The organism is Aquisalimonas asiatica, from assembly GCF_900110585.1.
Taxonomy (GTDB): Bacteria; Pseudomonadota; Gammaproteobacteria; order Nitrococcales; family Aquisalimonadaceae; genus Aquisalimonas; species Aquisalimonas asiatica.
The window spans coordinates 1-26,622 of sequence record NZ_FOEG01000016.1; the positions used below are offsets into that span (position 1 = coordinate 1).

The 26,622-nt window shown below is 67.1% G+C and carries 21 protein-coding genes, 1 tRNA gene and 1 riboswitch; of the genes, 7 read left to right on the plus strand and 15 right to left on the minus strand.

Annotation, left to right across the window (positions count from 1 at the left end):
* Positions 1-669 (minus strand): AMP-binding protein (locus BMZ02_RS18305; RefSeq protein WP_139209271.1); only part of this gene is annotated, 669 nt, incomplete at its 3' end.
* 125 nt (positions 670-794) lie between these two features.
* Between BMZ02_RS18305 and BMZ02_RS18310 the strand changes: the two genes are divergently transcribed.
* Both BMZ02_RS18310 and BMZ02_RS18315 read left to right on the plus strand, forming a co-directional pair.
* Positions 795-3,080: a PAS domain-containing sensor histidine kinase gene (locus BMZ02_RS18310; protein WP_139209272.1), complete on the plus strand. Its 2,286-nt coding sequence runs from the start codon at positions 795-797 to the stop codon at positions 3,078-3,080.
* Positions 3,081-3,085: 5 nt separating this feature from the next.
* Positions 3,086-3,751: a response regulator transcription factor gene (locus tag BMZ02_RS18315; protein ID WP_091646533.1), complete on the plus strand. Its 666-nt coding sequence runs from the start codon at positions 3,086-3,088 to the stop codon at positions 3,749-3,751.
* Here BMZ02_RS18315 and atzF read toward each other — a convergent pair.
* From atzF to BMZ02_RS18350, 7 genes are all read right to left on the minus strand, one after another.
* Positions 3,748-5,538: an allophanate hydrolase gene (atzF, locus tag BMZ02_RS18320; protein WP_091646491.1), complete on the minus strand. Its 1,791-nt coding sequence runs from the start codon at positions 5,536-5,538 to the stop codon at positions 3,748-3,750. The two genes, BMZ02_RS18315 and atzF, sit on opposite strands and share 4 nt — an antisense overlap.
* A 106-nt stretch (positions 5,539-5,644) precedes the next feature.
* Positions 5,645-9,238: an urea carboxylase gene (gene uca, locus BMZ02_RS18325; RefSeq protein WP_091646493.1), complete on the minus strand. Its 3,594-nt coding sequence runs from the start codon at positions 9,236-9,238 to the stop codon at positions 5,645-5,647.
* A gap of 142 nt (positions 9,239-9,380) precedes the next feature.
* Positions 9,381-10,031, minus strand: a complete 651-nt coding sequence (locus BMZ02_RS18330; protein WP_091646495.1) for an urea amidolyase associated protein UAAP2 — start codon at positions 10,029-10,031, stop codon at positions 9,381-9,383.
* Positions 10,032-10,036: 5 nt separating this feature from the next.
* Positions 10,037-10,774, minus strand: coding sequence for an urea amidolyase associated protein UAAP1 (locus tag BMZ02_RS18335; RefSeq protein ID WP_091646497.1), 738 nt, complete (start codon positions 10,772-10,774; stop codon positions 10,037-10,039).
* Positions 10,771-11,598, minus strand: coding sequence for an ATP-binding cassette domain-containing protein (locus BMZ02_RS18340; protein ID WP_091646499.1), 828 nt, complete (start codon positions 11,596-11,598; stop codon positions 10,771-10,773). Before BMZ02_RS18340 ends, BMZ02_RS18335 begins: the two co-directional genes overlap by 4 nt.
* Complete coding sequence (locus BMZ02_RS18345) at positions 11,595-12,416, minus strand: ABC transporter permease (RefSeq protein ID WP_091646501.1); 822 nt, start codon at positions 12,414-12,416, stop codon at positions 11,595-11,597. Before BMZ02_RS18345 ends, BMZ02_RS18340 begins: the two co-directional genes overlap by 4 nt.
* Positions 12,417-12,480: 64 nt before the next feature.
* Positions 12,481-13,575 carry a putative urea ABC transporter substrate-binding protein gene (locus BMZ02_RS18350; RefSeq protein WP_091646503.1) on the minus strand — a complete coding sequence of 365 codons (1,095 nt, stop codon included), beginning with the start codon at positions 13,573-13,575 and terminating at the stop codon, positions 12,481-12,483.
* A gap of 53 nt (positions 13,576-13,628) precedes the next feature.
* A riboswitch (guanidine-I (ykkC/yxkD leader) is annotated at positions 13,629-13,731 on the minus strand.
* Positions 13,732-14,139: 408 nt separating this feature from the next.
* Between BMZ02_RS18350 and BMZ02_RS18355 the strand changes: the two genes are divergently transcribed.
* The 4 genes from BMZ02_RS18355 to BMZ02_RS18370 are packed head-to-tail and all read left to right on the plus strand — an operon-like array spanning position 14,140 to position 17,870.
* The gene (locus BMZ02_RS18355; RefSeq protein ID WP_245754083.1) at positions 14,140-14,913 is read left to right on the plus strand and encodes a class II glutamine amidotransferase; all 774 of its coding nucleotides are present in this window, start codon (positions 14,140-14,142) and stop codon (positions 14,911-14,913) included.
* Positions 14,891-16,099: an SUMF1/EgtB/PvdO family nonheme iron enzyme gene (locus BMZ02_RS18360; RefSeq protein ID WP_091646507.1), complete on the plus strand. Its 1,209-nt coding sequence runs from the start codon at positions 14,891-14,893 to the stop codon at positions 16,097-16,099. Before BMZ02_RS18355 ends, BMZ02_RS18360 begins: the two co-directional genes overlap by 23 nt.
* 52 nt (positions 16,100-16,151) lie before the next feature.
* The gene (egtD, locus tag BMZ02_RS18365) at positions 16,152-17,123 is read left to right on the plus strand and encodes an L-histidine N(alpha)-methyltransferase (RefSeq protein ID WP_091646509.1); all 972 of its coding nucleotides are present in this window, start codon (positions 16,152-16,154) and stop codon (positions 17,121-17,123) included.
* Positions 17,124-17,153: 30 nt separating this feature from the next.
* Complete coding sequence (locus BMZ02_RS18370) at positions 17,154-17,870, plus strand: DUF429 domain-containing protein (RefSeq protein ID WP_091646510.1); 717 nt, start codon at positions 17,154-17,156, stop codon at positions 17,868-17,870.
* Between the two features lie 190 nt (positions 17,871-18,060).
* Here the strand turns inward: BMZ02_RS18370 and BMZ02_RS18375 are convergent, their stop codons facing one another.
* Together BMZ02_RS18375 and BMZ02_RS18380 are read right to left on the minus strand one after the other, a co-directional pair.
* Positions 18,061-20,151, minus strand: a complete 2,091-nt coding sequence (locus BMZ02_RS18375) for a 3-hydroxyacyl-CoA dehydrogenase NAD-binding domain-containing protein (protein WP_091646534.1) — start codon at positions 20,149-20,151, stop codon at positions 18,061-18,063.
* 85 nt (positions 20,152-20,236) lie between these two features.
* Positions 20,237-21,697, minus strand: a complete 1,461-nt coding sequence (locus BMZ02_RS18380) for an NAD-dependent succinate-semialdehyde dehydrogenase (RefSeq protein WP_091646512.1) — start codon at positions 21,695-21,697, stop codon at positions 20,237-20,239.
* A gap of 418 nt (positions 21,698-22,115) precedes the next feature.
* Here BMZ02_RS18380 and BMZ02_RS18385 point away from each other — a divergent pair, with 418 nt between their 5' ends.
* Complete coding sequence (locus BMZ02_RS18385) at positions 22,116-22,307, plus strand: hypothetical protein (protein WP_091646514.1); 192 nt, start codon at positions 22,116-22,118, stop codon at positions 22,305-22,307.
* Positions 22,308-22,408: 101 nt separating this feature from the next.
* Here BMZ02_RS18385 and BMZ02_RS18390 read toward each other — a convergent pair whose 3' ends face one another.
* From BMZ02_RS18390 to BMZ02_RS18410, 5 genes are all read right to left on the minus strand, one after another.
* Positions 22,409-22,624 (minus strand): hypothetical protein, encoded by a 216-nt coding sequence (locus tag BMZ02_RS18390; protein ID WP_091646516.1) that lies wholly within the window; start codon positions 22,622-22,624, stop codon positions 22,409-22,411.
* 239 nt (positions 22,625-22,863) lie between these two features.
* Positions 22,864-22,939, minus strand: a tRNA-Phe gene (locus tag BMZ02_RS18395).
* A gap of 64 nt (positions 22,940-23,003) precedes the next feature.
* Positions 23,004-23,279 (minus strand): oxidative damage protection protein, encoded by a 276-nt coding sequence (locus BMZ02_RS18400; RefSeq protein WP_091646517.1) that lies wholly within the window; start codon positions 23,277-23,279, stop codon positions 23,004-23,006.
* A gap of 3 nt (positions 23,280-23,282) precedes the next feature.
* Complete coding sequence (mutY, locus tag BMZ02_RS18405) at positions 23,283-24,350, minus strand: A/G-specific adenine glycosylase (protein ID WP_091646519.1); 1,068 nt, start codon at positions 24,348-24,350, stop codon at positions 23,283-23,285.
* Entirely contained in the window at positions 24,350-26,521 is a 2,172-nt protein-coding gene (locus tag BMZ02_RS18410) for an AsmA family protein (RefSeq protein WP_091646520.1), read from the minus strand. The genes mutY and BMZ02_RS18410 overlap by 1 nt, the downstream gene beginning before the upstream one ends.
* Between the last annotated feature and the right edge of the window lie 101 nt (positions 26,522-26,622).

The following is a 26,622-nucleotide window of genomic DNA, read 5'->3' on the forward strand; positions in this document are numbered from 1 at the left end:
ATCCCAGACCATGGTGTTGCCCACGGCGTTCAGGTAGGCGCCGCGGTGGTGGTAGACCACGCCCTTGGGGTCGCCCGTGGTGCCGGAGGTGTAGTTGAGGGCAATGGCGTCCCACTCGTTGTCCGGGTTCTGCCACTGGAACTGCGGGTCGCCCTCGGCGAGCAGCGCCTCGTAGTCCAGCTCGCTCAGCGCTTCGCCTTCCCCGTACTCCGGGTCGTCCACGTCGATCACCAGAATGTCGCGGTCGACCCGGCTCAATGCCTCGCGGACCACCGGTGCGAACTCGCGGTCGGCGATCAGCGCCCGGGCCTCGCCGTGGCCCAGCATGAACGCGATGGCCTCCGCATCCAGGCGGGTGTTGAGGGCGTTCAGCACGGCACCGACCATGGGCACGCCGAAATGCGCCTCCAGCATCTCCGGGATGTTGGGCAGCATCGCCGCCACCGTGTCGCCCTTGCCGATGCCGCGGTTGTGCAGCGCGCCAGCGAGACGCCGGCAGCGCGCATAGGTCTCGGCCCAACTCCGGCGGATGCTGCCGTGGATGACCGCGGTACGCTCCGGGTAGACACTGGCGGTGCGCTCGATGAAGGTAAGGGGCGACAGCGGCGTGTAGTTGGCGGGCGTCTGCCCGAGGTGCTGCTCGAAGATGGATGATGCAGGCTGGTGCATTGCGTCTCCTCCGCACAACGGTTGCTTGATTCGATATTTTATGGTGGAAGAACGTAGCAACAGTTGCGCAGTATTGCAAAATCACCTAGAACATATCGTATAAATACTATATGACGAACCCCATCGTGAGCGCTCTCACCCGCGCTTTTGGCGCCGCCGCACTGGCTCCGGACCAGCGAGCCCGCGTCCTGGCCATGAGCCGGCTGCTTGAAGCGTGGTGCCCCGACCAGGCGTACGCCGCCTTCGTGCGCCATCCCGCCGGCGATCTCCTGCAACCGGTGGCGGGGATGCGCCGGCTGCAGCACGGACAGATCAGGCGTACCAGCGGGGGGAGCGATCAGGGCCTGAACGAGCACCTTGCGACGTGCACGCCCACGCCCCTGGACACCGCCGCGAGCCGGTGCCCGGACACGCCGGTACTGGCACGCCTGAAAGCAGCCGCCCCGGACACGCAGTGGCAACTGGTGCGAGCCGCGCTACCGGATGGCGGCGACGCCCTGTTCGCCATCGCCGAACCCGTGGGCGCCGATGCGCTGGCCGTGGCCGTGATGCTGGCCGGGGTGCTCCAGCACATCACCGGCGCGCCGGACGACCCCCCGGCGCTCCCGGAGGCCTCTCTGCTCTGGCGTGACCCCTGCCCCGGGCTGCTGTTCAACGGGCGCGGCGACCTGGTGCTGGAGAACCCGGCGGCAAGCGCCCTGGCGTCCCAGCTTGCGCTGCCCGGTGTGCACAGCCTGCTCCCCGCCAATCACGGGGCGCTGTTCCGCTCGGCAGTGCAGGGCGTTCGCTCCATTGCCGAGGTGGAAACGGACGTGGCGGACCGCATACTCCTGTGGACCTACATCCCCGTCGCGGATGGTCGCCGGGTGGCGCTGCGGGGTCGGGACGCCACCGAGCAGCGGCGCGCGGCGCGCTGGTCCAGCCGCGTGGACCGCATCCACCGCCTGATCACCGAGAACACCACGGACCTCATCTCGAGACACGACCGCGCCGGCACGTTCCTGTACGTCTCCCCCGCCTCGCTACAACTGCTCGGGCGCATGCCCGGGGAACTGGAAGGCACGACACTCAGCAATCTGATGGCACCGGCCGAACGGGAGCAGCAGGATGCCGACGCCAAGGCCGCGCTGGTGGAGCGCGGCTTTCACACCATGACCTGCCGCCTCCGCGATGCCCAGGGAGGGTACCGCTGGTTCGAGATCGCCATGCGCGCCATCCGCGACACCTACAGCGGTGAAATCGCCGAATGGGTCTGCATCTCCCGGGATGTCACCAAACGCCACCGGGCGGAAGAGGAAACGCGACGGCTCGCCGCCATCGTCGCCGCGACCACGGACCTGGTGCTGTTCTCGGATGCCCGGGGATCGGTGCTGCATTTCAACCGCGCCGCGGGGGACCACCTCGGGCTGCAGCACCCGCTGGATTCCACCATCGCGGTGGCCGATCTCGTGGCCGGGAACTCGCGGGAGGCGTTCATCCAGGAGGCGCTGCCCACGGCCCTCCGGGGCGGCGTCTGGCGTGGCGACCTGCGGCTGGCCGGTCGCGGACCCGACGGCTCGTTCCCCGTCTCCATGGTGGTCATGTCCCACACCGGCGACGATGACGCCCTGCAGTACGTCTCCGTGATCGCCCGGGACATGTCCGACCGCGAGATGCGCGAGGCCCAGGCCCGCGAGCACCAGGATGAGCTGGCCCACGCCGCGCGGTTGAGCACCATGGGCGAGCTGGCCTCCGGCATCGCCCACGAGATGAATCAACCACTGGCGTCGATCATGAACTACGCGCGCGCCTGCAGAAACCACCTGGACCGGGCGGATACCCCCGATCGTGATCACCTTCAGGACGGCCTCAAACGCATTGATGACCGGGCCCAGCACGCCGCCCAGGTCATCCAGCGACTGCGCGCCTTTATCCGCAAGGACCGCCGCCAGATCACCGCCGTCGCCGTGGAGCCGGCCGTGCGCTCGGTGATCGAGATGGTGGCCTGGGAAGCGCGCCGCAGCGGTGTCCGGATCGACTGGACGCCGCCGCCGAGACTCCCTCCGGTGGTCGCCGACCAGGTCCTCCTGGAGCAGGTGCTGGTGAATCTCATCCGCAACGCCATCGACGCCAGCCGCGACCAGGACGGAAACCATGACCCGCGGATCTGGATCGACGCCAGCCACGATGACGAGGCCGACACCGTCACCATCCACGTCCGCGACAATGGCCCCGGGCTGGACGCGCACGCCGTGGAGAACCTGTTCGAACCATTCCGGTCGAGCAAACCGGAAGGCGTGGGTCTCGGCCTGACCATCAGTCGCTCGATCGTGGAACAGCTCGGCGGCACGCTCGGCGGGGAGGCAGACGTGGCCGGCGGCATGGTGTTCAATGTGACACTCGCGGTATGGACGCGTGGAGGAGAAGCGTGAGCGAGATGACCGAGTATCAGCCGGTGGTCTACGTGGTCGACGACGACACCGGCATGCTGGAGTCGACGGCGTGGCTGCTGGAGTCCATGGACATCCAGTGTCGGACGTTCGCCGACGGCGCCCGGTTTCTGGAGGCCGTGCACGCGGACATGTTCGGCTGCGTGCTGCTGGACGTGCGCATGCCCGGCATGGGCGGGCTGACCGTCCAGCAGGCGCTGCGCGACCAGCAGTGTCCGCTGCCGGTCATTCTCGTCAGCGGCCACGCCGACGTCCCCATGGTCAAGCGGGCCTTCCGCGGCGGCGCAACCGATTTCATCGAGAAACCGTTCAACGAGCAGGAGCTGCTGGACGTGGTGCAGCAGGCCCTGGAAGCGGACCGCCGCATACACGAACGGCGCGCCTTCGAGCGCGCCGTCGGTGCGCGCTTCCAGGCGCTGACCCCGCGGGAGCGGGATCTTGTGGAACCGCTGGCCCGCGGCCTGCGGGCCCGGGAGATCGCCGCGGAGCTGGACATCGGCGCCCGCACGGCGGAGCTGTATCGCAGCCGCGTATTCCAGCGCCTGCAGGTAAACAACCTGGCGGAGCTGGTCCAGCTCTGCGTGGTGGCCGGCATCATCGACCCGTACGACGCCGCGCTCCGCACCATCGCCGAAAGCGGTTCATCCGGCTAACCACGCTCAAGCCACGCCCGCCAGTCACCCAGGTGGGTAATGTCCTCGGCCCCCTCGGCCCCGCTCGCCTCGCAGATGAAACCCGGCACCTCACGGCCGTCGTCCAGGCGGACACGACCGATTCCCAGCGGCGCGGGAATCCCGGCCACGAACGAGCCGAACCGGTCCGCCGGCACGTCCCAGATCTCGAGACCGACCGATCCGCCACCGGCGCCCACGTGCACCATGCCCGGGCGGTGCGGCGGCCCGCCGGGCAGGGCATAGAAACGGTATTCCGGCGCCGAGCGCGCCACTTCCCGGAACCGGGCACGCCGCTCCGTCAGCTGCCAGTTCAGCGGCAGCCCGCGCATGTGAGCGCCGCAGACGGCCACCGGGATGGTGTGCTGGTGCCGGGCGTCCACCGGCGCGCCCGCCGGCATGGCGGCACCCGTGGCGCCGAGGGTGACGTCCTGCGTCCGGTGCAGCCGGTCACCGATGGCCAGCAGATCCTGGTCGTAGAAGGCGGGCGCGAACAGCGTGACGCCGAAGGGCAGACCCTCGGACTGGAAGCCCGCCGGCACGGCCAGCGCGCTGAAGTCCAACAGGTTCATGAAGTTGGTGTAGTAGCCCAGGTTGCTGTTGAGCCGGACCGGGTCGGCATTGACCGCGTCGATGGTGTAGATGGTGCCCGCCGTCGGCGTCACCACCAGGTCCACATCGGACCAGGTGGCCTCGGTGCGACGCCGCAGGGCCTGCAGGCGATACTGTGCGGCAAACGCGTCCGTGGCCAGCGGCGCGCCGCCCCCGCCGATGATCTCCCGCGTCACATCGAACAGCGACTCGGGATGGCGCTCGATGAAGTCGCGGATCGCGGTGTAACGCTCGGACACCCAGGGCCCCTCATAGAGTAAGCGCGCGGCTTCCAGAAAGGGCTCGAAGTCCAGCTCCACCGGTGTGCCCCCCACAGCCTGCAGACGCGCCACGGCCTGGTCGAACAGCGCCGAGGCCTCGTGGTTGCCGAAGAAGGCGAGCTGCGCCGCCCCGGGCACGCCGAACCGGAACCCCTCCGTCGGAATGCGGCCATGCCCCAGTGGCGGCACGGTATCCGGCCGTGCGTAGGCGTCGTCAGGATCGTAGCTCGCGGCCACGTCCAGCACCTGCTGGGCGTCGGCAGCGGTGGTGGCGAAAATCGAGATGGTGTCGATGGTCCGGCAGGCGGGCACCACACCGCTGGCGCTCAGCAGACCGCAGGTGGGCTTGACCCCCACCAGGTTATTGAACGCCGCCGGCACGCGGCCGGAGCCGGCGGTATCGGTGCCGAGGGAGAAGCAGACCTGCCCCAGCGCCACGCTCACCGCCGAACCGGAGCTGGAGCCACCCGAGACGTACGCCGGGTCGAAGGCGTTGCCGCAGGCACCGTAGGGGGAGCGGGTGCCAACGAGACCGGTGGCAAACTGGTCCAGGTTGGTCTTGCCCACGGGCACGGCACCGGCATCGATGAGCCGCTGGACCACGAAGGCGGAGGCCTCCGGCGTATAGGCGTAATCCGGGCAACCGGCGGTGGTGGGCACGCCGGCCAGGTCGATGTTGTCCTTCATGGCGAAAGGCACGCCGTAGAGGGGCAGCTCCGCCGGGTCGGCCGCTTCCAGGCGCTGCAGATAGGGTTCGAGCTGGGCGTCCGTGAGCACGGTGATCCAGATGTTGCGGTCGTCACCGGAGCGCGCCGTCTCCATGACCTCGGCGATGTGCCGGCGAAGGTTCATGCGGCCACTGCGATAGGCGGCCAGAAGTTCGGTGAGGGTCTGCATCGTTGTACCTCGTCCTGTTTGTCTGTCTCTGTAGGAGCGGCTTCAGCCGCGAAAGCAACCGGACCCGGAACATGTCGCGGCTGAAGCCGTTCCCACGAGTGCTTCGTTACCGGGGGTCTTCGGCGATGACCAGCAGCACCTGACCCGGCGTGACCTGATCGCCTTCGCTGCACGACACCTGTCTGACGGTGCCGGCCGCCTCGGCCATCACCGGGATTTCCATCTTCATGGACTCCAGCACCAGCAGCTGCTGATCCTCCTCCACGCGGTCACCGGCCTGCACGTCCAGCGCCCAGAGACTGCCGTGGACGTGGCCTTCCACGGCGTATTCGCCATCGGCCAGTTCCACCGCGTCCGGCTCCGGCGTGGGCGGTTCGGCGTCGGCCTCGTAATTGGCCTGCCCGCTTTCGATCCAGCGCTGCCGTTCCGCCTCGAAGGCCGCCTGCTGGCGCGTCTTGAAGGTCTCGATACTGTCGCGATTGGCGGCCAGGAACGCGTTGTAGCGCTTGAGCGAGAAGGTGGTCTCCTCGATGTCGATGCGCAGCCCACCCTTGGGGAAGGCGTCGCGCATGGCGAGCAGCTCGTCCTCGGTCACCTCGTAGAAACGGATCTGGTCGAAGAACCGCAGCAGCCACGGCTGCTGGAATTCCGGCGTGACCTTGTAACGGTTCCAGATCTGCAGGGTTCGGCCCACGAACTGGTAACCGCCCGGCCCTTCCATGCCGTAGATGCACATGTAGGAGCCACCGATGCCCACGGCGTTCTCCGGCGTCCACGTGCGCGCCGGGTTGTACTTGGTGGTCACCAGCCGGTGGCGCGGATCCACCGGTGTGGCCAGCGGCGCGGACAGGTAGACGTCCCCCAGCCCCATGACCAGGTAGGAGGCGTCGAAGACGATGCGCTTGACGTCGGCTTCGCTGTCCAGCCCGTTGATGCGGCGAATGAACTCGATGTTGCGCGGACACCAGGGGGCGTCACTGCGCACGGACTGCATGTACTTCTGCGTGGCGAGCTGCGTCTGGCTGTCGTCCCAGGCCAGCGGCAGGTGAATGATGCGCGACGGCAGCTCGGCCTCGGAGAGATCCTTGAGCTCCGCCTCGGCCTGCTCCAGCAACTGCATGAGCCGCGCCAGGGGCAACTGCTTCGGCTCGTAGTGAATCTGCAGGCTGCGCACGCCGGGCGTCATCTCGGTGATGCCCGTGATGCCCTGCTCGACCAGCCACTCCAGCAGCGCCTGGACGCGGAAGCGCAGGTTCAGATCCAGCTCGATGGGGCCGTACTCCACCAGCAGGTACTTGTCGCCCGCCGGCCGGTAGGTGACCCCCAACGGGTGGCCGTTGCCGCGCTCGTCCCGGAGGATCGGTGTCGTCACCGGCGCCGGCTCCGCGTCATGCTCCGGCGCCTGCAGGGCCTGGATGGCGTCGTCCTGGGCCGCCTCCAGACGGTTCGCCTCATCCACGGACACCGCCACGAAGCGCACCGTGTCGCCGGGCTTCAACTGCCCCATTTTCCAGAGATCGGCGCTGACGATGGTCGCCGGGCAGACGAACCCGCCCAGGCTCGGCCCGTCCGGCCCCAGGATCACGGGCATGTCGCCGGTGAAGTCGATGGTGCCGATGGCGTAGGCGTTGTCGTGGATGTTGGACGGGTGCAGCCCGGCCTCGCCGCCATCCTCCCGGGCCCACTCCGGTTTCGGTCCCACCAGGCGGACACCGGTGCGGCTGGAGTTGTAGTGAATCTCCCAGTCGGTGCCGAAGAAGGTGTCGATGTCGTTCGGGGTGAAGAAGTCCGGCGCGCCGTGGGGCCCGTAGACGGTACGGATCGTCCAGTGGTGACCGTACTCCGGCAGCGCCTCGTCCCGGGGAATGGCGGCGTTCACCGACTCCGTCCCGCCAATGTGAAGCACGTCGCCCGGCTGCAGCGCACGTGCCCCGTGGCCGCCCATCTGGCCGAGCGTGAAGGTGGCGCGGCTGCCCATGTGCAGGGGCACGTCGAGGCCACCCGCCACCAGGAGATACGCCCGTACACCGGCGCCCTGCACCGGCCCCATCTTCAGGGTCTGACCGGCGGTGACCATGACCGGCCGCCAGAACGGCACCGGTTCGCCGTCCAGTTGCGCGCGCATGGCCGCACCGGTGAGCGCAATCACCGCATCGGTGTTGAAGCGCAGGCTCGGCCCGGTGACGGTCAGCTCCAGACCCGCGGCGCCCTCGTCGTTGCCGACGATACGGTTGCCCATGCGGAAGGCCAGGCTGTCCATGGGGCCGGAGGGCGGGACGCCGATGTCCCAGTACCCCACGCGCCCGGGCCAGTCCTGCACGGTAGTCTGGGTCCCGGGGCTGACCACGTCAATGGTGGCGGCGTGGTAGCTGAAGCCGTTCAGATACTGGGTGGTGACCTCGCCGCGACCGAAGGTGTCGTCGGCCACCACCTGTCGCAGGTAGCGCAGGTTGGTCTCCAGACCATGCAGCTCGGTGACGCCCAGCGCCTGGTGCATGGCCTCGATGGCCGCCGCGCGGTCGGCCGCGTGGACGATCACCTTGGCGATCATGGGGTCGTACCAGGGCGAGATCTCGCTGCCCCGCTCCACCCAGGTGTCCACCCGCGCGTCCTCGGGAAACACCACCTCCGTGAGCAGCCCGGTGGAGGGCTGAAAGCTCTTGCCGGGGTCCTCGGCGTAGAGCCGCACCTGGATGGCGTGTCCGTCGGGCCGGCCCGGGCGCAATGTCTCCAGATCCGGCAGATCACCGGCCGCGCCGCGCACCATCCATTCCACCAGATCGACACCGGTGACCGCTTCGGTGACACCGTGCTCCACCTGCAGCCGGGTGTTCACCTCCAGGAAGTAGAACTCGCCCGTGTCGGCGTCGAAGATGTACTCCACCGTGCCGGCGGAGCGGTAGTTCACGCCCCGGCCGAGGGTCTCGGCGGCGGCCAGCAGATCGGCACGGACGGCGTCACTGATGTTCGGCGCCGGAGTCTCTTCCACCACCTTCTGATTGCGCCGCTGCAGGGAGCAGTCCCGCTCGCCCAGGGCGATCACGCCACCCCGGCCGTCACCGAAGAGCTGCACTTCGATGTGGCGGGCGCGCTGGACGAATTTCTCCAGAAAGAGGCCGCTGTTGGAGAAGTTGTTCTGCGAAAGGCGTTTGACGGAGTCGTAGGCGTCGCGCAGATCCTGCTCGCCGTGGCAGAGCTGCATGCCGATGCCGCCGCCCCCGGCGGTGCTCTTGAGCATCACCGGGTAGCCGATGCGCTCGGCCGCGCTCACGGCCTCGTCCAGGCTCTCCAGCAGGCCGGTGCCCGGGAGCATGGGCACGCTGTTCTCTTCAGCGAGGCGGCGGGCGGTGTGCTTGAGCCCGAAGTCCCGCATCTGCTGCCCGGTGGGGCCGATGAAGGCAATGCCTGCAGCCTCGCAGGCGTCGGCGAAGTCGGCGTTCTCCGACAGGAAGCCGTACCCGGGGTGAATGGCCTCGGCGCCGGTCTCCTTTGCCACCTGCAGGATGCGGTCGCCGTTGAGGTACGAGGCACTGGCCGCGGACTCACCGATATGCACCGCCTGGTCCGCCTGACGCACGTGCAGGGAGTGGCGGTCGGCCTCGCTGTAGACCGCGACGGACTGGATGCCCAGCCTCTTCAGCGTGCGCATGATGCGACAGGCGATGGCGCCGCGATTGGCAATCAGGACCTTGTTGAACATGACGTGTCCGTTCTCCGTCGGCGGGTCGTCCCGCAGCGAGTCTGACGGCGCCCAGGGTCGTCCCTGGGCGCACCGGAAACGCCTCGACACCAGGGCAGGGCGGGCCCGCCCGGACCGAAGCCTTCCGGTCCGGCAACCCCGATCAGTCCCAGACGATCATCTCGATGGGCGTCGGGTTATAGGCGTTGCACGGGTTGTTGAGCTGCGGGCAGTTGGAGACCAGGACGATGACGTCCATCTCGGCGCGCATCTCCACGTACTTGCCCGGCGCCGAGATCCCGTCCTCGAAGGTCAGCCCGCCCTCCGGCGTCAGCGGTACGTTCATGAAGAAGTTGATGTTGTGCACGATGTCCCGCTTGGTGAGCCCGTAGCCGCACTCCTGGATGGCGTGCAGGTAGTTGTCGCGGCAGGAGTGCATGGGCTTTTTGTCCAGCGCATAGCGCATCTGGTTGGACTCCGCCGAGCAGGCGCCCCCCAGGGTGTCGTGCCGGCCGCAGGTATCGGCGGTGATGGTGAGCATCACGTTGCCCTCGTTGGAGCGCAGCTGGGAGCCGGTGGTCAGGTAGACGTTGCCCTGGCCGCGCACGGTATCGATGGCGCTGTACTTCTCCCCCTGGGGATCCGCGAGGCTGTAGAACAGCGTGTCCGCCGCCTGATTCCCTTCCAGGTCCAGTATGCGCAGCGTCTGTCCCTTCCGGACTTCGCCCATCCAGGGTTCGCCGGCCGGCACCACCTGGCGCAGCACGGCGTTGTCGGGATTGCGGTCGCTCTCGACCAGGTTCTTGCCGCTCATGGTGTTCACCCCTGACAGTTGGCAATCAGTGTGTTGGCGTAGGCGCGCGCGTTCTCCGGGCGGTGGTGGACGCAGTAGTCGTCGTCACGCACCGGCTCCGAACGGTAGATGGCCAGGTCGACGCCGGCAGGGGCGTACGTGCTGCCCGGCGCCATGGGATGCGGGGCGGTGTTGAGCACCACCAGGGTGTCCATCTCCGCGCGCAGGTCGACGCTGTCGCCGGGCTGGCTGTGATCCGGCTCGTAGACCATGCGGCCGTCGTTGCCGGCGTAGACCTTGCTGAACAGGTTCAGGTTGGGCACCAGATCCCGCTTCCCCAGGCCCCACTTGCCCAGCTCGATGAGAAACAGCTCGCGGCCGTTGCGGTAGAAGGCGTTGCGGTGCTCCTGATACGGCGCTTCACCGTACTGGTCACGGATCATGGCGGCGTCGGTGACACCACCGATGGTGTCGTGCCAGCCCACCGTGTCGGCGACGATGGAGAGCATGGCGCGGCCCATGTCCGAGTAGAGCATGTTGCCCCGCGTCAGCCGCGAGGTGTGCTGCCCCTTCAGGGTGTCGGCCATGTTGTAGCGCTCCAGCAGGTTGGCCGGATTGAACAGCAGCATGGCGACATTGGCGCCGCCGTCACGGTCGGTCAGCCGCAGGGTGAAACCGCGCTTGATCACCATGGACCAGTACCGCCCGCCGGGGATGGCGTCCCGCAGGACGACCCGGTCCTCTGCCACGGGTGTTGCGTTCATGTTGCGTCCTCCTGTGCCTGTCTTGTGCTGGTTGTGGCGAACGACCCGGTCGTCGCTTCCCCGGGGCCGACGGATTCACGCACCTGCTCCCAGGTGGCTTCATCGGTCCGGCCCAGCGGGATGTCGTAGGTAATCTTGGCGCCGTAGGCGTTCGGTGCCTGGGGGTCGTGACGCACCTTGTCGAACACCAGCAGGCGCGTGCCCAGATCGAAGCCTTCCTTGAGATCGTGGGTGATCATGAAGATGGTGATGCCGGTGCGACGCCACAGATCGAGAATCATGGCGTGCATGTCCTTGCGAATGCCCGGGTCAAGCGCGCCGAAGGGCTCGTCCAGTAACAGCACGCCAGGGTCCTTCATGAGGGCCTGGGCGATGGCGAGGCGCTGCTGCATGCCGCCGGAGAGCTCGCTGGGGTACTTGTCCGCCGCGTGTTCCAGGCCCACGCTCTCCAGCATCTCCATGGCACGTTCCCGGGCACGGCGACGCGCCGCCCCGAACAGGCGGCCGATCCACGGCGAGCGCTCGAACGCCTCACCGAGCATCACGTTGCCCAGCGCCGTGAGGTGGGGAAACACGGAGTACTTCTGGAAGACCACGCCGCGGTCCGGCCCGGGTTCATCCGGCATGGGGCTGCCCCCCAGCAGCAGCTCGCCGCGCGTCTGGGACTCCTCGCCCAGCAGCATGCGCAGAAAGGTGGTCTTGCCGCACCCGGAGGCGCCGACGATGGTGACGAACTCACCGGAGCGCACCTGCAGGTCGATGTTCTCGAGGACGACGTCGCCGCCGTACTCTTTCCACAGTTTTCGGGCTTCAACGGATGTCATGCGCCCCTCCGATTCCCGTACCAGGGAAAGAAGATGGTGTTGACCTTGCGTAGGGCGAAGTCGAACAGGAACGCCAGCAGCGTGATCCAGATCACGTAGGGCAGGATCGTTTCCATATCCAGGTAGCGCCGCACCAGGAAGATGCGATAGCCCAGGCCTTCGGTGGCGGCAATGGCCTCGGATGCGATCAGGAACAGCCAGGCCGCGCCCATGGCCAGCCGGGTTGCATCCAGCAGGCGCGGGAAGACCTGCGGCAACACCACACGCAGCAGGATCTGCCAGGTGGAGGCTCCCAGGGTCTGGGCCTTCACCAGCTGTTCCGTGGGCAGCTCTTCCACGCGCTGCTGCACGTCGCGGGTGATGAACGGCGCGATCCCGAAGATGATCAGCACCACCTTCGCCAGCTCGCCGACACCGAAGGCGATGAACAGGATGGGCAGCACCGCAAGGGGCGGAATCATGGACACGGCGGCAATGAACGAGCCCATGGTCCGGTTCACGTAGGGAATCAGCCCCGTGACGATGCCAAAGACCAGGCCGATGCCGGCGCTGATGAGCACGCCGAGACCAAGCCGGGTCAGGCTGGCAGCGGTGTCGACCCAGAGGATCAGCTCCCCGGTGCGCCGGCTTGGCTCCGTGGCGAGCCGCTGCACCGACTCCGCCATGGAGAGCAGCGATGGCAGGATCGGATCGTTCGGGTTCTCTGCCAGTCGCAGCGCCGAAGCGGTCATGTAGACCAGCAACACCACGATGAACGGCAGCAGCGTGAGCGCCACGGACAGGACGCGGCTGGGGCGGCGATTGATCAGGCGCTTCATGGGTTACTCCCGATGGCGGCGCGTGCCGCGTGTCCGCCCGCAGGCGGACACGCTCCGGTGCGGATTACAGTTCGCCGTCCGCGGCCATGCGCATGTACTCGGCGGTGAAGCGCAGGTTCACGTTGCCCTCGTTCCCCAGCACGGAACCGTCGGGGAGTTCGATGCCGACGAAGTCCGGACTCGGGGCAGACTCGCCCAGCAGCCCGTGCTCGAAGGCGAACTCGCGCACGTTGTCCATGGTCTCCCGGGGCTGGTCACTCTCCAGGAAGGACACGCCGTCGGCGGGGTCGTCGAAGAAACGGGTCAGCTCAAGCTGGGCCTCGTAGCCTTCCAGGTCGGTGCCGGCGGCTTCGCCCATGTCGGCGCGGGCGTTCTCCGCCGCCTCGCTGTCGTCACCGAACATGACGTCCATGATTTCGTACCAGGCACCGGTCAGGGCCTTGCCGAGTTCCGGGTTCGCCTCGAGGACGTCGGTCTTCACCACCATCAGGTCCATGATCTCGCCGGGAATCTGCGAGGAGTCGAAGACCACGTTGGCGTTGTCCATCCCGCGGATCTCGTTGAGCTGCGGGTTCCACGTGGTGACGGCACGCACGTCGTCACTGGAGAACGCCGCAACGATATCGGCATCGGCGGTATTGACGACCTGGATGTCGCGTTCAGTCATGCCCACCGACTCCAGGGCCCGGGCGAGCAGGTAGTGGGAGACGGACAGCTCGACCAGGTGGACGCGCTGGCCTTCGATGTCCTCGAGGTTGTCCGTGTCCTTGAGCACGACGCCGTCATTGCCGTCGGAGAAGTCGCCCACGATCAACGCGGTGGTATCCACTCCGCCGGCGGCGGGAATGGTCAGTGCGTCCATGTTGGTGATGGTGACGGCATCGAACTCGCCACCGGTATAGAGGTTGATCGACTCGATGTAGTCGTTGATCTGCACCACATCGATGTCGATGTCGTACTTGTCCGCCCACTTGTCGACAATGCCTTCGGCTTCACCCCATCCCCAGGGCATCCAGCCCACGTAGATGCTCCAGGCAACGCGGAAACTGTCGCGCTCCTGTGCGACGGCGTGGCCGGGTACGACAACGGAAACGGAGAGTGCGGCTGCACAGAGAAAACCGACGACGCGGCTGGTGCTCTTGGTTTGGCGCTGGATCATGACTCTCTCCCATCAGGCTACCGGTGGACACAGGCACAGGAGCTCGATTAACGACCTCCCGGGCTTTTGTCCCGCCGTGTAACCCCTCCGGAGAGAGGTCGGTTGCTCTCGGACCAGCCATTCGCGCTGCGAACCGGAACCCTAGCGACCCATTGAAACCAGATTGTCAGACGCTGTTCTGTCCCTGACTCCTGCCGCCTTCGCGGCCGGGAACTCCCGCCTGTGTAACCGGGGAACTGCAAGCTGCGGGCCAGATGATGGGCAAGTATTGCCGAAGGCGCGACACGCCTCTCTCTCGCGGCAGGGAGGCCCGGTGCTGTCACCGGCAATGAACGCACCATCACCGTGCAACACGCCAGGCATTGGCACACATTTGGTGCAGACGCGGAACAACCGCCCCCTCCTGAAGCACGACCAGCAGGAGAGCACACGACTGACGAAAGAACGGTATCGGTTCTGTATAGTTTTGGCATATCATTTCGGAGCGTTAGGCGAACGGCGCGTTTACGGGCACACTGAGCATTCGCCGGACTTGCAGACTCAAGGACCTCGAGCATGTGCAGAATGGCAGCATACACCGGCCCGGCACTGCCCCTGCAGGCGTTTCTGCTGGATCCACCGCACAGCCTGGTGGTGCAGGCACATGCTCCCAGGGAGACCCTCTCCGCCACGGTCAATGCGGATGGCATCGGGTTCGGCTGGTACGACGGCCGCGGCGAACCCGCCGTGTACCGCTCACCCCTGCCAGCCTGGGCCGACCCCAACCTGGACGCACTCGGACGCACGCTTGAACGCCCGCTGTGGATCGCCAACGTGCGCAGCGCAACCGACCCCCTCTCCCACAGCCACGCCAACACCCAGCCCTTTCATGGCGACGGCCTGCTGTTCCTGCACAACGGGTTCATTGACGGGTTCGCCCGGGACATCCGTCCGCTGCTGCGCGCCCGTCTCAGTCCCGAGATGGAGGCGGGCATCCACGGCACCACTGATTCCGAGTACCTGTTCGCGCTACTTCGCGAGCACCTGCGCACCAGCAACAACGACCTCCCGGCCGCGATCCGCGCGACGCTGGGTCAGCTGCGGGACTGGCTCTCCGCCACGGGCCGTGCGGCCCTGCTCAACCTGATCATCGCCCGGGGAGCGTGCCTGACGGTGGTCCGCCATGCACACGGACTCGACTGCCCGAGCCTGTACACCCACACGGAGCACCCCGGCTTTCCCGGCGGTCAACTTGCCGTATCGGAGCCCCTGGACGGCGATGCCCGGTGGCACGCCGTCCCTCCCCATCACCTGGTGATCCTGGAGCCCGGCAGCCATGCCCAGACAACCGCGCTGTGAGCAACCCACCGCGAATGATGCCGCCGAGTCGGCGCTGGAAGCACTCGCCCGGCACCATGCGGCCGGCGCGCGGCTCGGCGAACACCTGGACGACGCGCACCTGTTCCAGCAGTTCCACCCTGACCTCAGCCCCATCGGTTGGCACCTGGGACACTGCGCCATGGTGGAGCAGCACTGGATCGGGGAGCGGATACTTGCGGAACCGCCGGACCCGTCCCTGCACGCACTCTACTTTCCGGAGCTGAGCGCCAAGGACGGCCGCGCGGCCCGGTTGCCGGACCGGGCCAAGCTCACCGCGTGGACGGCAGCCATCCACGCGCGCACGCGCGACCTCCTGGCAACACCACCGGAAGCACTGGCCAGCCATCCGCTGATGCGTGACGACTACCTGGTGCACTTCCTTGAGCAGCACTACGCCCAGCACCACGAAACCCTCGCCTACTGCCTCAGCGCCATCACCGCATCCGCGAACGCAGGCACCATGGCGCCCGCCGCACTGGAACAGCTGGAGCCGCGCCCGCTGTCCCGGGAGGTCGTGACGGTGCAGGCGGGCACCTACACCGTGGGCACCGACGACGTGCGCGGCTACGACAACGAGCGCCCGGCCCACCGAGTGCAGCTTGCCGGAGCCAGGCTGGCCCGCACGCCGGTCAGCAATGCGCAATGGCTGGCGTTCATGGTGAACGGCGGCTACGACACCCCGGAGCACTGGACGGCCAGTGGCGATGCCTGGCGCCGCTCAGCGGCCGCCCGCCACCCCTGGACGTGGCAGCCTGTGCGCCCGGGCTGTTATCTCTGGAACGGCCCCAACGGCCCAAAACCGCTGCAGGCAGACGCGCCCGTGAGCGGCATCAACCATTACGAAGCGCAGGCGTTCGCCCGCTGGGCCGGCGCCCGCCTGCCCCACGAGTTCGAGTGGGAAGTGGCTGCAGCGCAGAACCGCCTGGACGCCACCGGCACTGTCTGGGAGTGGTGCGGGAATGCCCTGGCGCCCTACCCCGGCTTCCAGCCGTTTCCCTACGACGGTTACTCGCTGCCCTGGTTCGACGGCCGGCATTTCGTCCTGCGGGGCGGCAGCCGGTTCACGGATCCGGCGCTCAAGCGGCCCGGTTTCCGCAACTTCTTCGAACCACACGTGCGGCATCAGCAGGCCGGACTCAGGCTCGCCTGGGACCTGGCCCGGTAATCAACGGATGGTGACGCGGCCTCCTGCCCCGTCTGCCGTCAGGGAGAACACAATGACGCTCCAAGTCGACCATCCTGCCTACGACCACTCGAGCAACGACGTTGCCGGCGAGTTCATGGCCGACGTGCTGACCGGGTTGGCCCAGTCCCCGCCTGTGATTCCACCGAAGTACTTCTATGATGACGCCGGCTCGCGCCTGTTCGACCGCATCTGCGAACTCCCGGAGTATTACCCCACGCGCACGGAAATGCAGATCCTGGAGCAGTACGCTGGCGCGATCGGCGAACGGCTCGGCGAGGGGGTGGTCCTGGTGGAGCCCGGCAGCGGGAGCAGCGCGAAGGTAAGCCTGCTGCTGCGCAACCTGCGCCGCCCCGTGGCCTACGTTCCGGTGGAGATCTCCGGCGACCACATGCTGAGCAGTCTCACGCCGCTGCGGCAACAGTTCCCGGCGATCGACATCATCCCGGTCTGCGCGGATTTCACTGCTGGCTTCACCATCCCGGACGTCGATGCGCCGGCCGCGCGGCGCGCCGTCTTCTTCCCCGGCTCGACCATCGGCAACTTCCCGCCGGACCAGGCGGCGGCGCTGCTGGCGCAGTTCCGCGCGCTGGTTGGCGCCGGCGGCGCGGTAGTCCTGGGGGTGGACCTGCGCAAGGACCCGGCGGTTCTGGAGGCCGCCTACAACGACGCCGCCGGCGTCACCGCCGCGTTCAATCGCAACCTGCTCACGCGCATGCAGCAGGAACTCGGGGCCGTGCTGGACGCAGACGGTTTCGTTCATCGCGCGGTATGGAACGCACCGGAGAGCCGCATCGAGATGCACCTGGTCAGCCGCCACGCGCAGACCATCGAGGTGGGCGGAAGCACCTTCCGGTACGAGGCGGACGATTTCATCATCACCGAGTTCAGCTACAAGTACACCCGGGCGGGCCTCGACGCCCTGGCGGCAGAGGCAGGACTGCGGGTCGGCGCCAGCTGGGAGGACGCACGTGGCTGGTTCAGCATCCAGTACCTTGAAGCCTGAACGCCCTGCCTCACCGGGGGAGGCCTCCTCGTGACGGACCACCCCGTCGTCGCTGGCGTGGACGGCTGCCGTGGCGGCTGGCTGTGCGTATGGGGCCCTGCGGACGAGCCGGCATCGCTGCGGGCGGCGCTGATCGACCATCCCGGCGGGATCGCCACCCTGACCCCGGCCCCGTCGGTGGTGGGTGCCGACGTCCCCATCGGCCTCGCCGAGGCATCCCCACGCGGCTGCGACCTGGCCGCCCGGGCACGGCTGGGACGTCCGCGCGGGAGCAGCGTCTTCCCGGCACCGATCCGGCCCATGCTGACCGCAGCGGATTACCCGACGGCCTGCGCCATTGGCCGCGCCCGCGCCGGGCGGGCCCTGTCGCGACAGGCCTGGAACATCGTGCCCCTGATCCATGCCATGGACCGCTTCCTGCAGCGGGACACCCAGTGGCGCGAGCGGGTCTACGAGGTGCACCCGGAGCTCAGCTTTGCCCTCTGGAACGGGGGCACGCCCATGCGTCACAACAAGAAACGCTCGCCGGGCCGGCAGGAGCGGATCGCGCTCATCGAACGGGATCTTCCGGGTGCGCTGGAGGCGACGCAGGACGCGCTGTCAGGCCAGCGGTACGCCGCGGACGATCTGCTGGATGCACTCGCGGCACTCTGGAGCGCGGCACGCATCGCGCGGGGCGAGGCAGTGGCGTTTCCGGAGACGGTGGAGACGGATGAGTGCGGATTGCCGATGGTGATCCGGGCTTGAAGCATGAATGGGCAGGTCGCGGCTTGCGCCGCTCCTACGGGCTCTGGAAACAATCGCGGCTGAAGCCGCTCCCACAGATTTAAGGAGGCCAGTGTGGGAGGGGCTTCAGCCCCGACAACTTGAAGCGTAGGAGCGGCGCAAGCCGCGACGCCACGCCCGGGGCGATCCCGCCCCGGGCATGGCCATCACCTTACTTGGCGTCGTGAAAGCCCTTGCCTTCCTTCGCCAGCTGCTCCAGCAGCGGTGACGGCTTCCACTGCTCGCCGCCCTGCTCCTTGTAGAACTGACTGACGCGATCGAAGATCTCCTTCACGCCCACCTGGTCGGCCCAGAACATGGTGCCGCCGCGGTAGACCGGGAAGCCGTAGCCGTAGATCCAGACGATGTCCACGTCCAGGGCGCGGGCGGCGATGCCCTCTTCCAGGATCTTGGAGCCTTCGTTGACCATGACGTACATGCACCGCTCCAGGACTTCCTGGTCGCTCACGTCGCGGGGCGTGATGCCCTTGTCCTTGCGGTGCTGCTCGATCACCTCGGCGGTCACCGGGTCCGGCTTGGGCGTCCGGTCACCCTCTTCGTACTTGTAGACGCCCGCCTGGGTCTTCTGGCCGTAGCGGCCTTTCTCGGCGAGCTTGTCCAGCCAGGTCAGCTCCTGGGCGTCCGGGTCACCGGCCTTGCGGCGCTCCAGGCGGATGCTGTAGCCGATGTCCAGGCCGGCCAGGTCGGACATGGCGAACGGCCCCATGGGGAAGCCCAGATCGTAGATGACCTTGTCCACCTGCTCGGGGCTGGCACCCTCTTCCACCAGGGCCACGGCCTCGGCCTGGCGCTTGTGCAGCATGCGGTTGCCGACGAAACCGTCGCACACGCCGACACAAACGGCCACCTTGCCGATCTTCTTGCCGATATCCATGATCGTGGCGACCACGTCGTCGGAGGTCTTGTCGCCGCGCACGTTCTCCAGCAGTTTCATGACGTTGGCGGGGCTGAAGAAGTGCATGCCGCAGACGTCTTCAGGCCGGCTGGTGAACGAGGCGATCCGGTTCACGTCCAGGGTGGAGGTGTTGCTGGCGAGAATCGCACCCTGCTTGCAGACCTTGTCCAGGGTCTCGAAGACGTCCTGTTTCACGTCCATGCTCTCGAACACCGCCTCGATGACCAGGTCCACGTCCTTGAAGTCATCGTAGTCGAGGGTGCCGGACAGCAGGCTCATGCGCTTCTCCACGTCGTCCATGGAGATGCGGCCCTTCTTGGCGGTGCTCTCGTAGTTCTTCCGGATGGTGGCCAGGCCCTTGTCCAGGGCTTCCTGCTTCACTTCCTTGATGATCACCGGGATACCGGCGTTGGCGAAGTTCATGGCGATGCCGCCGCCCATGGTGCCGGCGCCGACGATACCGACCTTCTTCACCTCGCGCTTGGGGGTGTCCTTGCTCACACCGGGGACCTTCGCCACTTCGCGCTCGGCAAAGAAGACGTGCCGCTGGGCCTTGGACTGGGGCGATTCCATCAGCTCCTGGAACAGCTCGCGCTCACGCTTGAGGCCGTCCTGGAAGGGCAGATCCACCGCGGCCTTGACCGCCTTGAGGCAGTGGAACGGTGCCAGGAAGCCGCGGGCCTTCTTCTGCAGGCCCTTCTCGAACTCCTCGAACAGGCTCGGCGACTCGGCCTTGGCCTCCATGTCGCAGATGCGCCGCCGCGGGGCGCCGTCGGCCACCAGCTTTTTGGCATAGGCGATGGCCTCGGCCTCGAGGTCGTCACCGACGATGGCGTCGATGATGCCCATGTCCTGGGCCTTTGGCGCCTTCACCGGGTTGCCGGCGGTAATCATCTCCAGAGCCGCCTTCGGGCCGGCCAGACGCGGCAGCCGCTGGGTGCCGCCGGCGCCGGGCAGCAGGCCCAGCTTGACTTCCGGCAGGCCGACGGCGCCGGACTTGACCGCCACGCGGTAGTCGCAACCCAGGGCGACTTCCAGGCCACCACCCAGGGCAGTGCCGTGAATCGCGGCAACCACCAGCTTGTCGCTGTTCTCGTAGGCGTCGATGACGTCGGGCAGGCTCGGATCCTGCGGCGGCTTGCCGAACTCGCGGATGTCGGCACCGGCCGGGAACGTGCGCCCGCCGCCAATGACCACCAACGCCCGGGCGCCGTCGTCGGCCAGCCCCTTCTCCAGCCCTTCCTTGAGCCCGGCGCGCACGGCCTGCCCAAGGGCGTTCACCGGCGGATTGTTCACGGTGATGACGCCCACGCCATCCTTCAACTGGTAACTGACTGCGTCGCTCATGCGATCCTCCTTCATCTGATCCATCCGTGGCCGGGGCGCAACGCGCCACCGGCACTGGCTTGTTGCTAACGAATGCGCCGGGCGATCACAGGCCGCCCATGCACAGGAACTTCATCTCCAGGTACTCGTCGATGCCGTACTTCGAGCCCTCGCGGCCGATACCGGACTCCTTGAAGCCGCCAAACGGCATGCCCTCGTGCACGAAGCGCGCGGTGTTGCACGCCACCATGCCGTACTCCAGCGCCTCGCCCACGCGCCACATGCGGCCGGGGTCGCGGGTGAAGTAGTAGGCGGCGAGGCCGTAGGGGGTGTCGTTGGCGAGGCGAACGGCCTCTTCCTCGGAACTGAAGCGGTAGACCGGCGCCACCGGGCCGAAGATCTCGTTGCCGAAACAGGCCATGTCGGGATTCACGTCGGCGAGTACCGTGGGCTCGTAGAAGGTCCGGCCCAGGTCGTGCCGCTGTCCGCCGCGAACCGCTTTGGCGCCGCTGCCCAGGGCATCCTTGACCAGCCCCTCGACCTTCTCCAGGCCCTTGTCGTTGATGAGCGGGCCCGTGGTGACACCCTTCTCGGCACCGTTACCGACGTTGAGCTGGTCCACCGCGGCGGTGAACTTCTCCATGAAGGCGTCGTAGACATTCTCGTGCACCATCAGACGGTTCACGCAGATGCAGGTCTGGCCGCTGTTGATGAACTTCATCATGGTGGCGGCCTGCACGGCGGCATCCAGATCCGCATCCTCGAATACCAGGAAGGGCGCATTACCGCCCAGCTCCAGGCTGACCTTCTTCACGGTATCCGAGGCCTGACTCATGAGCAGCTTGCCCACGGCAGTGGAGCCGGTGAACGAGAGCTTGCGCACGGTGGCGCTGGTGGCCAGCTCCCCGCCCACCTCGGCGCCGTGGCTCGCGGTGACCACATTCACGACACCCGCGGGAATGCCGGCGCGATGGGCAAGCTCGGCCAGGGCCAGGGCGGAGAGCGGCGTGTCTTCCGCCGGCTTGATCACCACCGGGCAACCGGCGGCGAGCGCCGGGGAGACCTTGCGGGTAATCATGGAAGAGGGGAAGTTCCACGGCGTAATGGCGGCCACCACGCCCACGGGCTGCTTCACCACCAGCTCACGCTGGCCCGGCCCCTGGGGCGAGAGCAGATCCCCTTCGATGCGCTTCGCCTCCTCGGCGAACCACTCCACGTAGGCCGCTCCGCCAAGCACTTCACCCTTCGCTTCGGCGTGGGGCTTGCCCTGCTCCGCAGTCAGGAGCTGGGCAAGGTCGTCACTGTGTTGGGTGATGAGGTCGTACCACTTGCGCAGCAGCTTCGAACGCTTGCGCGCGCTCATGGCCCGCCACTCCGGCCACGCCTGCTCGGCGGCGGCGATGGCCTGTTTGGTGTCGGCAGCATTCATGTCGGGAACGCTGGCAAGGACATCGCCGGTGGCCGGGTTGATCACATCAAACGTGGCGCTGCTGGTGGCCGGCGCCCATTCGCCACCGATGTACGCCTGGGTCTTGAGTAGCTGGGAATCGTTCAACGAGAGACTCACGGCAATTCCTCCTGTGCTGCGTGACGAATGCGGTATCCACGACCCCGCACGGTGTTTGTCATCCGTAACTGGCGGTTTCGTCGACACAGTTGCGTTTTGCGAAACAGCGTTTCATTTCTGACATGGGAGACTAGCATCTATTGGGGGGGATGTGGCGACCTTCGGGAAAGGGGGAGACAGGAGGCTAGGACAGGGCGATACGTCTCGGCCTGGAGACAACAGGTTTCCTTTCTTGCTCATAGGGTTAGCGTCCGCCACGCCCCGTGGCGACTCCCCCGGGCGACACTGAATTCCGATAGACGGCTATTAACCCGTTGTTCTAAAAGGGATTAAAAAGCGGCACCGAAATTGCTGTGATCGTGCTGCCCGGCAATGACGCCTGGGCGCGCTCGGGGCCAGAGGCCCCAGGAGGTAGGTCATGAAACTCACGACATACGCGCTTGCGCTGCTCGTCGCTCTCCTCTTCTCCATCGCCGCCACCGCGGCGCCACTCGGCAGCTCGCTGGCCAGCGGCGCACAGAGCGCCGGCGACTCCGCCGACATGGTGCTCTACGAGGACGACCGGGACGAGGGTGAGGAAGACGAGTACGAAGAGGACGAGATCGAATAACTCGATCAACACACGGATGTCGCATTCCCCTCCAGTTGCACTGGCGGCATAGGTATGCCGCCAGTGTTCTGAACCCTGATCGCGCGGCGCGCGAGGAACCCCTAGTGCACCTTGTTCGACCAGATCTCGCGCGGGCGGTGACGGCCGAGGATCTCTTCGACTTCCCGTAGCCCGCGGTCCGGTGTCATCACCTTGACCTGACAGGTGTCGCGATCCAGGTAGACCTTCTCCTGGTCGAAACCATCCGCAATCAACTCATCGACGACGTTCCTGGCCGCTTCAACACTCTCGTATGCGGCGGTTACTGCCTGTGTCATGACGACCTCCCGCTTGAATGGCGATCAGACCGTATCAATGCCGGGGCGGAGCCCCCCTGGCGGAAGTATAGTCGGAGGGGTACTCATGGGGCGTGGTTATTGATCGGGATTGGTGGACCTGAAGGTCCACCCTACGGCCGGAGATCGCGCGACCGACGATCGTGCAGCTGGAGGTTCATGCCGGGAGTGATGCAACAAAAAGCCCGCAACGCCAGGCGCTGCGGGCTTTAATGCGTATCTGGTGGCCGGGGACGGAATCGAACCGCCGACACGCGGATTTTCAATCCGCTGCTCTACCGACTGAGCTACCCGGCCTGAGGCGGCACATTGAACCCCATCGGGCCGGGCGCGTCAAGGCGAAGCCCGGCCACCGGCGCGTTCACTCCTCGGGCGGTCGGTAATCCGGCGGCGGCACGGCGGCACCACCCTCGAGCAGGAATTTCTCCATCTCCCCTTCAAGAAACTTGCGCGCCTTGGGGTCTACCGGGGTCAGCCGGTACTCGTTGATGAGCATGGTCTGGTGGCCCAGCCACTCCTGCCAGGCCTGCTTGGAGACGTTTTCGTAGATCCGCTTCCCGAGTTCACCCGGGTACGGCGGCTTCTCAAGCCCTTCCAGCTCTTCGCCGAGCCGGGCACAGTGGACGGTTCGCGCCATGGGTCATGCTCCCTGGTGAAAGTGCTGCAAGAGCCGGTGGACCGGAGCGGCCACACCGCGCCCCAGCGGAGAGTGCTCGTTATACCAGACGGCCTCCGCACCTGTCATGACGCGGTCGGCTGAACCCGTGAGCCGGGCGTGGACCGGTTCGATGTCCAGGTGGTAATGGCTGAACGTGTGCCGGAACCCGGACCACACCTCCGGGACATCGATGGTGATCCCCAGTTCGGCACGGCAGTGCGCCACGGGATCCGCATCAACCGGGCACTCCGGGAAACTCCACAGCCCGCCCCAGATGCCGGTGGGTGGCCGTCGCTGCAGCAGTACGCCCTGATCCGACTCGATAAGCAGCATGCGGGTCTGCCGCACGGGCAAGCGTTTGCTGGGCTTGGGCTCGGGATACGCCTCCTGTTCGCCCTGGGCACGGGCACGACAACCCTGGCTCACGGGGCACAACAGACAGGCGGGGTTGCGGCGGGTGCACACGGTGGCACCGAGATCCATCATGGCCTGGTTGTAGTCGGCACAGCGCGCCTCGGGGGTCAGCGTCTCGGCCACCGCCCACAGCTCCCGCGCCACGGCGGTACGCCCCGGCCACCCGGGCACGGCGCCATAGCGCGCCAGCACGCGTTTGACGTTGCCGTCGAGGATGGCGTGCCGCTGCCCCATGGACAGGGACAGGATCGCCCCGGCGGTGGATCGCCCGACCCCGGGCAGGGCTTCCCACTCTTCGATGCGCTCCGGCATGGCGCCGCCGTGGTCGTCGACGATGCGCTGCGCCGCGCGATGGAGATTCCTGGCGCGGGCGTAATATCCCAGGCCGGCCCAGTGTGCGAGCACGTCGTCCAGGGGCGCGGCGGCCAGGGCTGCCACGTCCGGGAACCGTTCCATGAACCGCTCGAAGTAGGGGATGACCACGCTGACCTGCGTCTGCTGCAGCATGATCTCGGACACCCACACGCGGTAAGGCGTCGCAGGCTGTTTCCAGGGCAGCGCGTGGCGGCCATTGTGGTCGTACCACGCCAACAGCTGCGCCTGGAAGCGCTCCGCTTCGGCGGCCTCCGGCACCATCAGTCGAACAACCGGCGCAACTCGTCCCGGGCCCGTTCGCGGACTTCGCCCTCCCGTTCCTGGCGCTCTTCCCGCAGCCGCTCCCGGGCGCGTTCGGCCTCTTCGTCCGCGCGCTCGCGCAACGCCGCCTCACCATCCCGCAGGCGCTGACGCTGTTCGCTGCTCAGGACCTCGGCCAGGTCCAGGCTGATATCGGGCGACAGCAATGAACCGTCGAACCGAACCGGCAGCGTGACGCCACGCAGCCACTCCATCTCGGAGCCGCTGCCGCCCACCAGCTCGGTCTCCAGCAGGTAGTCAACGGTGAGGTCGAAGACGTGGGCCTCGCCCACCCCGCGGACGTCGAACACCTCCGAGCGGATGCGCAGGTCGTCATTACGGACCACGCCCCGATCGATACTGAGCCGCGCATCCACATCCTGGAACGCGGTGCGGGGGGCCTCCGTATCGTCGGTGCTTTCGTCCCGGAGCCGCGCAACGGCATTGCGCACGGTCTGCTCCAGGTTGATGCCGATGATGCTGCCCTCGGAGAAGGAAAGGTCCACCTGGGCGACGAGCTCGCGCACCAGCTCCATGGGCTCGTTGCCCCGGGTCTCGCCCTGAAGGCGCATGTTGGCGGTACCGCGCAGCAGATCCCGCCCCAGGAACTGCTGCACGATGGGCTGCGCCTGCACACCCTCCATGCGCTCGTCCACGCGTACGAGCAGTTCATCCCCCGTGGCGTCGAGCCGGATGTCGCCAGCGTAGGTGCCGTCGTAGAGGTTGGCGGTGAGCGGGTGAATGCGAATGCGGCCGTCAGCGGCATTCATCTCGATGTTGATGTCCGCGAGCTCGAAGCCGGCGACGATCAGCTGCTCCAGGGTGAACTGCCCCTCCAGGTTCAGGGCGCGCAATGGCTCCAGCGGGATTTCGGCCCCCTCCTCTTCATCGGCCTCCGCCACTGCGCCACCGCCGGCGCCGGGCTCATCGGTGCCTTCCGGCAGATAGCGGTCGGCATTGAACCGCGTGCCGGCGAAGTCGAACCGGATCATGGGGTCGGCAAAATCGGCGATGCTGGCGGTGCCGCTGAGCTCGGTATCGTCCAGCTCCACCAGCAGCTCGGTGAGCTCGGCGCGATCGGCATCGGCCAGGAATGCACCGGTCAGGCTGAAGCTGCGCAGGGCGCCATCATCGGCCGGTTCGAAGTCGTCCTGCCCGAGGCGATCCAGCACCTCCCGCAGGTCCGTCCCGGGGATGTTGAAACGGCCGTCCACCGTCGGCTCCCCGGTGAGCGAGGCCACCTCCGCGGCGGCATTCAGGCGCAGCCCGGCCACCTCGAGCACAAGGTCGCTGAGCTCCGCGCTGTCAGTTTCCAGGTCGGCGGTCAGCAGGGCGCGCAGGCTCGTGTCCAGGCCACCGTCGGGCAAGCCCTCGGCTTCGGTGTTCAGGTTGAGATCGAGCACTTCGGCGCGGAAGCGCTGGAAATCGCTGCTGACACGCAGCAGGCCGGTCAGGTCACCGCTGAGACGGGTGTCTTCGTCCAGGCTGACGGCCCAGTCCGCTTCCAGGGTGACATCGTCATCCAGACGCAGCTCGCCGAGGGAGAGGTTCACCGGACCGGCTTCGTGGCGGGCCCCGGTCTGGCGGTCTTCGTAGGTCACGTGCAGGTCGGTGATCTGAACACCCTGTATGGTGCCCACGGTGAACGGCAGCCCGTCCCGCTCGGCCGGCACATCATCGGGAGCGTCTTCATCCGGAACGGGCGCTTCGGCGGGCTCGTCCGGGTCCTCGGGCAGATCCAGCTCCCAGTTGGCGTTGCCCGCCTCGCTGACAATCAGGTTGGCGCGCAGGCCGTCCAGGCGGATGGTGTCCAGCACCACCTCGCGGCGGAACAGCGGCAGTATGCGCACGGCGACGCCGGCGTTCTCGATGCTGACGAAGGGCTCGTCGCCGAACTCCTCCCTGTTCTCCAGGCGCGTGCGCCCCAGATCCAGCCCCAGCCAGGGGAAGAAAGACAGGCCGATATCCCCCTCGATCATCAGCTCCTGCCCGGTCTGCTCCTCGACCAGCCGCTCGATATCCTCGCGGTAATCGTTGGGATCGAAGAACAACATGATCGCCACGACGAGCAGCGCGATCAGCCCTGCAAACGCGGCGAGCGCGACCAGCAGCCACTTGATGATCCGGGGCATGACGAAACCCTTCAATTGTGAGTGTAGTAACTATACTGCAGGGAGGAGCCCCGCAGACAGAAGTGTCGCAGCAACGCGACCACCATAAAACAGGGCTTCAA